This is a genomic window from Vibrio makurazakiensis (genome assembly GCF_050337375.1).
Lineage (GTDB): Bacteria > Pseudomonadota > Gammaproteobacteria > Enterobacterales > Vibrionaceae > Vibrio > Vibrio makurazakiensis.
The window spans coordinates 1-8,902 of the sequence record NZ_JAKJSW010000012.1; the positions used below are offsets into that span (position 1 = coordinate 1).

8 protein-coding genes and 2 pseudogenes are annotated in these 8,902 nt (G+C 37.9%); 1 reads left to right on the forward strand and 9 read right to left on the reverse strand.

All coding sequences use genetic code 11. The features are described from left to right. Positions 1–52 precede the first annotated feature (52 nt). The gene (locus L4C33_RS00820) at positions 53–583 is read right to left on the reverse strand and encodes a hypothetical protein (protein WP_428810589.1); all 531 of its coding nucleotides are present in this window, start codon (positions 581–583) and stop codon (positions 53–55) included. A gap of 126 nt (positions 584–709) precedes the next feature. On the opposite strand from L4C33_RS00820, the gene L4C33_RS00825 reads away from it, so the two are divergent. Continuing rightward, a complete protein-coding gene (locus tag L4C33_RS00825; RefSeq protein ID WP_428810590.1) occupies positions 710–955 on the forward strand; it encodes a helix-turn-helix domain-containing protein in 246 nt (81 codons plus the stop codon). A 1,550-nt stretch (positions 956–2,505) separates the two neighbouring features. Here the strand turns inward: L4C33_RS00825 and L4C33_RS00830 are convergent. The 8 genes and pseudogenes from L4C33_RS00830 to L4C33_RS00865 all read right to left on the reverse strand — a co-directional run. Continuing rightward, on the reverse strand, positions 2,506–3,036 hold the full coding sequence (locus L4C33_RS00830; protein WP_428810591.1) for a hypothetical protein: 531 nt from the start codon (positions 3,034–3,036) through the stop codon (positions 2,506–2,508). Next, entirely contained in the window at positions 3,021–3,551 is a 531-nt protein-coding gene (locus L4C33_RS00835; RefSeq protein ID WP_428810592.1) for an FtsZ/tubulin family protein, read from the reverse strand. Before L4C33_RS00835 ends, L4C33_RS00830 begins: the two co-directional genes overlap by 16 nt. Positions 3,552–4,074: 523 nt before the next feature. Next, positions 4,075–4,266, reverse strand: coding sequence for a hypothetical protein (locus tag L4C33_RS00840; protein ID WP_428810593.1), 192 nt, complete (start codon positions 4,264–4,266; stop codon positions 4,075–4,077). Between the two features lie 7 nt (positions 4,267–4,273). Next, entirely contained in the window at positions 4,274–4,687 is a 414-nt protein-coding gene (locus L4C33_RS00845; protein WP_428810594.1) for a lysozyme inhibitor LprI family protein, read from the reverse strand. 10 nt (positions 4,688–4,697) lie between these two features. Then, positions 4,698–5,873: an McrC family protein gene (locus L4C33_RS00850; protein ID WP_428810596.1), complete on the reverse strand. Its 1,176-nt coding sequence runs from the start codon at positions 5,871–5,873 to the stop codon at positions 4,698–4,700. A 169-nt stretch (positions 5,874–6,042) separates the two neighbouring features. Then, positions 6,043–6,789 (reverse strand): annotated as a pseudogene (locus tag L4C33_RS00855) (McrB family protein); the annotation flags it as partial. 1,709 nt (positions 6,790–8,498) lie between these two features. Next, entirely contained in the window at positions 8,499–8,648 is a 150-nt protein-coding gene (locus L4C33_RS00860; protein WP_428810595.1) for a hypothetical protein, read from the reverse strand. A 24-nt stretch (positions 8,649–8,672) separates the two neighbouring features. Beyond that, positions 8,673–8,902, reverse strand: a pseudogene (locus tag L4C33_RS00865) (PcfJ domain-containing protein); the annotation flags it as partial.

Genomic DNA, 8,902 nt, shown 5'->3' on the forward strand with positions numbered 1-8,902 from the left:
TTATAACACATTTTATTGAGGGAATGTAGATCTATTTTAAATGTAGATCTAGTTAGATCTTATTTTGTGTTTTACTGAGTTCTTCTGTTAGTTCATCGAGTACTAATGATTTTGCTACTAATCTCGTTGATTCTTTATCAGCTTCGTCAATTTTTTTATTAAAGTAATCACTAAATTCTGGAAGTTCTTCTTTTAATTCCGTATACGCATTTTCATAATGAATAAGATTACAGCTTTCAACAAGAAGATTATGTTTATATATATTAAGACTCTCTAGATCAGCATCTATACTTTGTTTTACAACTACACCTTCTTTTGAATCACTCGTTTTAACTAAATTATATTTTGCATTGTTTGCATACGCATCACTAAGGCGCTCAACCATACCGCTTGATTCTAGCAATTTAAGAACTCGATAAGTATGTCCTCGCAACCTTAACTTTTTATCTTCTGAATTATAATACTGATCCAGTTGAGTTTTAAAGTTATCCGTAAACTCAAAGACAGTAAATCTCCCTGAATCTTCAAAGTTCTCACAACACTTTAACCCCATTTTTAGCAAACTTGAGCTTTCTATTCTCATCAGATCCTCAGTAATCAAATCTCAAACAATAGTGACTACTATAGTAGTCATTTGATTTAGATGCAATTAGGAAAGGTCATCTTTATGGAGATAATGTAAACTGACAAAAAAAAACAAATACAAGAAATGAATAAGCTAACAGAAGAGATCTCCCTGAAGATCATAAAACAAAGAGAGTCGTTGGGGCTGTCAAGCTCAGAGGCTAGTTTGAAAGCTGGCTTTAGTCGAGGTTACCTAAGAAAAGTAGAGTTATGTGAGAAGCGCATAACTGTAGAAAAGTTATACCTATTAGCAGATGCTCTCGGCTGCGTGGTAACAGATTTACTCCCCGAGTCGAATGCTGAGATTCTAGAAGATCTCAGATCCAAATAGAGATATAGAATGGGAAAGGAGCTACTAAGCTCCTTTTCTTCTATACGATCAACGACACTGCGTGGGCAGTGTTACTTTTCGATATAGGTATATGTCTAATATTAGACTAGCTCTCTTTCGCCAACATAAGCTAATTGNCTCTCATCCCATACATAAAAGTAGTATGGATCACCAGAATGATCATCTTTTTCATATTCTTTACATGAATCTGAAAAAGATGAATAGAGATAGCTCGTTATAAACTTTCCGTAGTGTGTAACAATAAAATCTGAGGCCAGTTTGGTGGTTGTATTACCATAAGTTGCAACGAGTTTATATAAAGATATAAAATCAAAATTTGCAATATCACCATTCACGCACCCTAAAATATTTAGGGGAGACGTTACATCATTTTCGAGCAGTAGTTTGATTTCTCCAAAGAATCGCTCATGATCATTCTTTTCACAGTCAAACTCGAACACACTGCGAGCTAACAAGTACTCTTCTCCAAAGTACAATTTCGTGAAGCAGCCCAAATTGGCACCATTTTCAACCAACACTCGGATCGCATCAAACTTCTTAGTTATAAATAAGCTTCTAGCAATCGACCACTCCCAAGACAGGTATTCATCTCCTGTCTTTTCATCGGTATCAAACTCGAAATCTCGATGGGAAATAATACTTTGAGCAAAACTTGAATCGGATTCAATCAGCTCTGCCGATAATTCAAGATGTTTGGTTATCGCTGCACCACAGACCGTATTGACACGATTTTTTAAAACTCGAATAATTAGCTCTTCACTCAAGTCTCCATCAATAAGTATAGAGTCAATCCCTAGTGAGCAACATTTATCTATACCTATCTCAAACGTATTCTTATTCATAACATTAGACATACTTGAGCCAAATAGCTCACATGCTAATTCAGAAGGAATAACATCGACATTCAAAAACGATTGAAGAATAATTTGAGAATAATCATCGTAATCAACCTCCGCATACTGCAAGTAGGAGATATAATTAAGCAAATTTTTCAGGTTAAAAGTTGCTTCCTTGAATATTTCGATTAGAACACTCTGAGCGGCAACACCACTATCAAAAAGCTCTTCCCAGTCGATTGGATAGTTGATGTACACCAAACGTTGTAGCATGGTTTTCTGCTGTTCTAGCGATGTCACTTCTAAATATTGTAACAAAGAAAAGGCTTTAGAGCCTTCGAGGATATGATTCAACACCACCTGTTCTTTCATAATGGCAGTGTTTAACGTACTTACATAATCTTCAATAGTTGCAAAATCCATATCTTCAATCAAGTAAGATAGACACTTTGTTGAATTAAAGTGAATACATTGAGTGATAAGCTCTAGCCAAGGAAAATCCGTGTTGTTGTAGTCTGTTTTAAACACCCACAAATCATCATTTTTGATTGAGTCTAATGCTATTTTTCCCATTGGATTAAGCCTTGTATTGTAAACCGTTGATATTAACTTGATGAACCTTACAAGAATACAGTATACCGTACTACCACTATACTATACAACTAACTATATGAGATAGGCATTCAAATCGTCTTAGCCTTTCGAACTGTTAAACCAATACGCTTGATAGATACGTAGCAGTTTTCGATCTAAAGGGAATTTTTCTGTCGTAACTAACAAGGCATCTACATGACAATCCTTACAAATGCCTTCAACAAGTTCTGACTCTGTAACCTTGCAAAGTTCAGTTTCTAGCCTTAAGCAGTAGTAGCACCCGATCTGAGCGACTTCGTTCTCCTGACATTCAGGGGTGAGAGATAACTGATACCGAATCAAAGGGCCATCGTCCCACCAGTTACCTAAATATGAAAGCAACTGTGGGTTAATACTCTTTTTATTGGCCCAACGCTTTAATTGTCTACGAAGTCCCCCTCTCTTTTTGGGTTTAAACTTACTCTTGTTGCTGGGTTCAAAGTATCGAACGTTAGCTTTTTTTCCTGTTAAGAGTCCTGCTATTTTAGCTAACTCTTCCCACTCAGGATCAGGATCAGGATCAGGATAGTAAAAGTTGTCTTGATAACGCTTCTGATAATATTGGCTTATCTTTTTTATACTACAGGCCATTGATTTCCCTCTACGAGAAGACCGTCAATATGCTCAACAACCTGCCGATTACACTCTTCAAATCCATCTACTAACGTTTTGCCATCTCCTAGCCATTTGAGAATCAATTCATTGTCGAACATTGTTAGTGTAGATAGATATTGAGCCATACTTTCGATAACTCGATCTGCAATTTTGTGCCTTTCTTGTCCTTCAAATGCAAAAGGTTTAATTACAATTGGACGTACGTTTATCCCTTGCTTCACCAATTGCAACGCTAGATCATTTGCCCTAGATCCCACAGAACCACTAAGGCCAGCTACCAGAATTACCCTTGAATGACCTTCGGTGAAGCTTGTTAGATCAAGCGCTTCATTTTCATTCCATGTAATAAACTCACAGTCAGATTGCTCTAACGCTGGAGTGGAGTTGGTGTCTATCCACAACTTTGGAGTTGTCTGCCACTGTTTGTTCTTTTGTGCATATTGCGCAATGTTGCCAGCAGCAGAACCAAAAAAAATGATAGATGTTGTCATTGCCGTTCTCCGTATTACTGAATTTTAATTAGCTAAATCCAAAATAGTTTTTGCCTTATCAGGCCAAATTAAGTGACTCTTGCTTTCACAAATATTAAACGACACAACTCATTGACGATGTCTACCACCAAGGTCATAGTAAAGTTCTAGAGGACTATAGGATATAAAAAGGAGCAACCATGCTCCTTTTGCTATTTACGATCAACAACACTGCGAGAGTAGTGTTGCTTATAAGTAAAAGCAGTCAACACCATCGCCTTTCAATCTTTCGACTAGTTTGACTTCACTTAATCCCATTCGCTCTGCTAATTCATTTAGATGACCACATAAAAATTCATCAAGCCACTCTTTGTCACTACGCATCTGTGCAGTAATAATATGATAAGAACTCTCAAGATGTTCAGATGGAATATCTTTGATATCTTTATGCGCCTACTAATATCTCCCCAGTCAGATAACTAACTTGGGGAACAACAATTGGCGAGAAATCAATATATCCTGTTTCGATTCTTGTCCAATCTTGCTACATGCCAAAAGGCTCAAATCGACTCATTTTTATCGAATGATACGCATGATTTTTATCACCCAACTGGTTACATAATGCTACGTAATTTTCATCATCTTCAATAGGAGTGAACAAATCCATTAATAATGGATCAACTTCAGGCAATAAGTTTGGGGTACCGAACAACTGCTCCTGAGTCATTTTAGTCATCGTTGCCCTATTTGTTAGGTTCAGGTAGTACTGGTGATGTACTGTCCATATAGGTTAGAAAGTTTGCCCAAAGTTCATGTGTTCTTTGCTTATTTAATTGGGTTTGACAGTTTATCGTCATGACACCACGTATTGTACCTTCTCGCCATTGTGTATAAATGGAGTCACAATGTGAAGTTGCGAATGTCTGCCAATTTTGTTGTGCTTTTTTTATCGATTTTAACAATACTAGATCTTTCGAGTTATGTTCTAAAGTCGCTTGAAGATAAAGCGCTAATTTTGCTTTTGCCACTTTCAATTCATTCGTAGCACAGTGATTGATCACCAACGTATTGACTGGATCAACGCAGCTAAGTTCAACCTCAGCCGATACTGCGCTACAAGAAATGGTCATAAGAGCAATTGATATACTTTTCTTCATACTGGAGTTCCTAGAGAACAAAATCATCAATCTCTCTTGAGCTTTCTGGTAATCGCAGTCCACTCTGATTTTCACAAATTTTAAACGGTACGATCCACAAACGATGCCCATCATCTAGGTCATAGTAATGCTCTAGCGCAGCATCAAAGTTATCCTGCCACGGATAAATCAATACAACGTCTTTACCTACTGATAGCTCCGTCTCTGATGGTCTTAGGTACTTCTTCGCATAGGCAAACATCTGATAGACATCTGATTGAGATATATTCGAATGCGTCACGCTTGAATCTAGCAGTTTCCATTTAGTATCAAGTACAACTTTATTTACCGAACCATGTTGAATCAGTAAATCAGGACGTAAGCTAAACTTTCCGCGATTGTCGTATGTTGCTAAATGCTGACCAGTAGCTTGTGTCGATAACGTTAACTCTGGACGCTTTGTTGCGAGTTGTGCTTTCAATACCTTCGCTACGTAGTCCTCAAACACCTTTTCCATCGGAAAAAGTAGTGACGCTGCATTGGTACTGCCCTTCATGGTTTGTGGCGAAAAGCCATTCAAGATTAAGCGACACCATTCAAGAGGGGTCTGATAATAGTTCATCCCTCTATCTTGTTGGAGCTTAGTGAAATCAAACTTATGATCGCTACTTTTAGGAATTTCATGAAAAACAAACAGCAGTTCTTGCAAGAGCTTTTGATTAGCACTGCTACGAGCAAAACCTTTTACTTTAAGCAATGCACTATGAAGCAGTCGATTAGCTGGACGGTCTAACATGAACTCATCATATTCACAGAAAAACTTATGCTTATTGATGAAGTTATGCCTAACTTGCTTGCCTACATTTAGCTTCCCTTTTAAGAACCCTAGATTGTCTTCTTGTCGCACATAGTCACTTTTCAACCCCCGCTTTACCAGCTCATTCACTGAGTTTAAGAAGTGACTTATAAATACCTCAAGTAGCGGCATTTTTTGATGAGTGATGTTGGCACTTGAGGTTTGAATATGTGCAAACCCCTTTAATGCCTTCAACATTATCAACAATGACTGACGCGCTTTTTCATGCTCATCAGTAGATCCTCTACCATTACTATTAAAGCTCTTGCCAACTTTAGGCAAAACCTCGATTTGGGTTTTATCTGGTGTGAAGATTACCCCTGCATAGCTCTGGACTTGCAGTACCTCCATACCATCTCGGCGCCGAAGTTGAAGAAGCTGACTTTCACTTTCATCACCAAGACAGAGTTGCTTCAGGTAGTCATAAGCTAAGTTNGAGATAACTTTTATATTAGAAGACACAAAACCATGTTTTGGAGTGCCTTCAGAAGCTAAATAGTCGAACTCAAAGAGTGTAACCTCATGCTTCGCTTTCACTAGACTCACTCACAAACTGTTTATAGATGCCAATATATGCTGATGGCTTAACCCACGGAGTACCATCTCCCTCAAAAGGCTTGATTGAGTACGTTATTTTCTTGTCTTCATAGAGATCTAAATCGTGGTTAGATCCAAATAACGTACTGTACGTATCTTCATGTTTGGCTAAAAAATGAAGGCTCTCATCAGACTTCAGACTATCTCCAAGTACTAAGCGGATCTTGTTCCAATCTTCGTAGAAATACTCTTCAAGCAAAGGGATAATCTTGTTTTTGAAAGCGTTTTGGAGTTCTACGAATGCTTTTTCATCATCTTTTTCGTTATAGACTGGAAACAAAAATGCATGACCTAACGTATGTTCACGGTCATATAGAACTTCAATGCGTTTGTTTAGCTTTTTCAAAAGCTCAGAAAGGTCGATACCCTTTACTTTTCGGCCTTCGAGCAATTCAGGTTGTGGCATCATCTCTTTAAAATCAAAACGGCGGCGCAGTGCTGTGTCCATCATTGCCAATGAACGGTCCGCCGTGTTCATAGTACCGATAATGTGTAGGTTATCTGGTACAGAGAAAGTGTCGCCAGAGTATGGAAGTGTCACTTCTAGTTCTTCCTCCGCACCTTTACGCTTTGAAGGTTCAATTAAAGTAATCAATTCACCAAATATTTTTGAAATATTGCCTCGGTTAATTTCATCAATCACTAGAGCGTAGTTTTTTCGTGATGTCTTTACCTCACTNTCTGACTGCGCCAAACCTTTTAAGTACTTTACCAATGCAGTGTAGTAAGGGTTAAGACCCCCTTTCATTTCACGCTCACCATTGAATATTGATTTTAAGGTTTTCACGCTCAATGAATGATTAGACTCTCCCTGATCCTTTTCGAAACGAACTGTATTATTGTCCACATCTGAAACAGTGAAAAACGTGCGAATCGTATTAACTTTGACTCCATTTTCCGAACTACTTAAATGATCCAAAAAGCGGTTCCACAATGTCTCAAAATCAGAGATTTCCTCTGTAATCTTTGTGACACGGTTATCTTTGGCATCTTCAACAATACACTTAAAAACACCATCTTTTTGATAATACGAAATCTCGCCATTATCAGTTTTAGCACTTAGCCCCTCAACAAACTCTTCATACCCATAACTTTGGTGAAATGTCACAAACCGAATTCGTTTCTCGCCACTCAAGCGCTCATACTCAGCTTTTAGTTGACTACGGCTCTGCCATTTGAATGCTGGCTCAACAGCTTTAACTGCGGCTTCAATAGTATGGTAGGTTTTACCTGTACCAGGAGGGCCGAAAAGGATTTGGTTTAATGGTGACGGCATCTTGGTATGCTCCGAGGTTTGATTCTGTAACGGAGAGTAGGTGACACTCTCATCATTGGTGACTTCTTTTGAAGCGTTTTTCAAGCAACGTAACCACGATTGAAAAATCTTGGTCACTTGTGATTGATCTTTTTGGTTTAACTGACACTTGTACCATTCAATAAATTCAGTCTGACTGTAATACTGATAACTATTACCATTAATTAATTCTTGTGGAGGGAATTCTTTTCTTAGCCTAGGAAACTTTCCAAAATCATCCCCTTTATCTCTGCAAGCAAGCTCTAAAATGCAACCGTTTATTGATAGGTTAAACCCACCAACAAACCCTCTGGCGGAACTACCTACTTTTTTATCCTGTGCAAAAAGAATACAAGGATCCGCCTTGGAATACGCTACACTCCCTTTTAGACTTTGAATTAACTTGGTTAGGTTAGCCTCAATCCACCGTTTTACATCATCACTTTGAGAGTCCAAGCTAACCCAAGAATCCTTATTAACTTGGTCATAGCTAATTTCATTAGCTTTTAATTGCTCTTTAAACCACTCACTTAAACTCGTATATCCTTGATGTAAATACTGATGGAATTCAGCCATCGCTTCATCATTCGACATTACTATATGTATACGACCATTTTTGATTTGGTCTTCGTATTGCGGACTAATATTTTCAAGTATAGGAACCGCTTGTTTTGCGCTAATACTTTGAGAAAGTGATAAGTAGGAATCATTTTGATTTAAGTTAATACTGAATACAAAATCATTACCACCTGTGTAAAACTTCAACTTCCTAGGACTCGTCTCTCCCCCAGTTTTGAAGTACGCTGCATCATGATTACTGATTTGTACAATTAATAGGCCGATACACTCGAATAAGTTACCCCAAAAATCGTTAGCTTCATGAGAAGAAGCAAGGGCGGTATAATTTTCATCTATACCTTTGTTTTTAATACCATTACTCACATTTTCTATGAATTTTTGAAATGTCACTCTACAAACCCTCTCGCATAAGTCAGCAACCACAATATATAGAACAACATACCACATGACGACTTTATAGACATTCGAAAATTAATATTTACTCGTGTTCTCGCAATACCCACTCTTTATCTGACTTGAACAAACGAACGACTAATCTTCGCTCCTTGATACATTGCTTTTGCCAACTGTGTCGCTTTGTATTGGTTATCTGCTTCAATAATCACGTCCTGACTTACGCCATTTGGAAACTGAATACGCCCTTTAAACTTTCTCATTTTATTACTCCTATTGATTGCTACTTAAAAATGGTAATTCGATAGATCCAGTCTTTCGTTTTGCTTACATTGCTCAAACCAACGATGAATCAAGGCTTTACTTTCTGCGGTCGGCGGCCTATTCCTCTTTCCGCAAATTTGATCAATTTCGAATGGGAAGATCCCTTGAGGTTTTCGCCTGATTCCGATGGTTAGTCGCTGTGGTTGATACATTTGAAATGCGAGATACCTCCCTCCTTTAATTCGGTGGTGAT

Excerpts from the sequence above, each read along its gene's own strand:
- L4C33_RS00820 (WP_428810589.1), bottom strand. The coding sequence starts at position 583 with ATGAGAATAGAAAGCTCAAGTTTGCTAAAAATGGGGTTAAAGTGTTGT.
- L4C33_RS00825 (WP_428810590.1), top strand. The coding sequence starts at position 710 with ATGAATAAGCTAACAGAAGAGATCTCCCTGAAGATCATAAAACAAAGA.
- L4C33_RS00830 (WP_428810591.1), bottom strand. The coding sequence starts at position 3,036 with ATGGCCTGTAGTATAAAAAAGATAAGCCAATATTATCAGAAGCGTTAT.
- L4C33_RS00835 (WP_428810592.1), bottom strand. The coding sequence starts at position 3,551 with ATGACAACATCTATCATTTTTTTTGGTTCTGCTGCTGGCAACATTGCG.
- L4C33_RS00840 (WP_428810593.1), bottom strand. The coding sequence starts at position 4,266 with ATGACTAAAATGACTCAGGAGCAGTTGTTCGGTACCCCAAACTTATTG.
- L4C33_RS00845 (WP_428810594.1), bottom strand. The coding sequence starts at position 4,687 with ATGAAGAAAAGTATATCAATTGCTCTTATGACCATTTCTTGTAGCGCA.
- L4C33_RS00850 (WP_428810596.1), bottom strand. The coding sequence starts at position 5,873 with ATGGAGGTACTGCAAGTCCAGAGCTATGCAGGGGTAATCTTCACACCA.
- L4C33_RS00860 (WP_428810595.1), bottom strand. The coding sequence starts at position 8,648 with ATGAGAAAGTTTAAAGGGCGTATTCAGTTTCCAAATGGCGTAAGTCAG.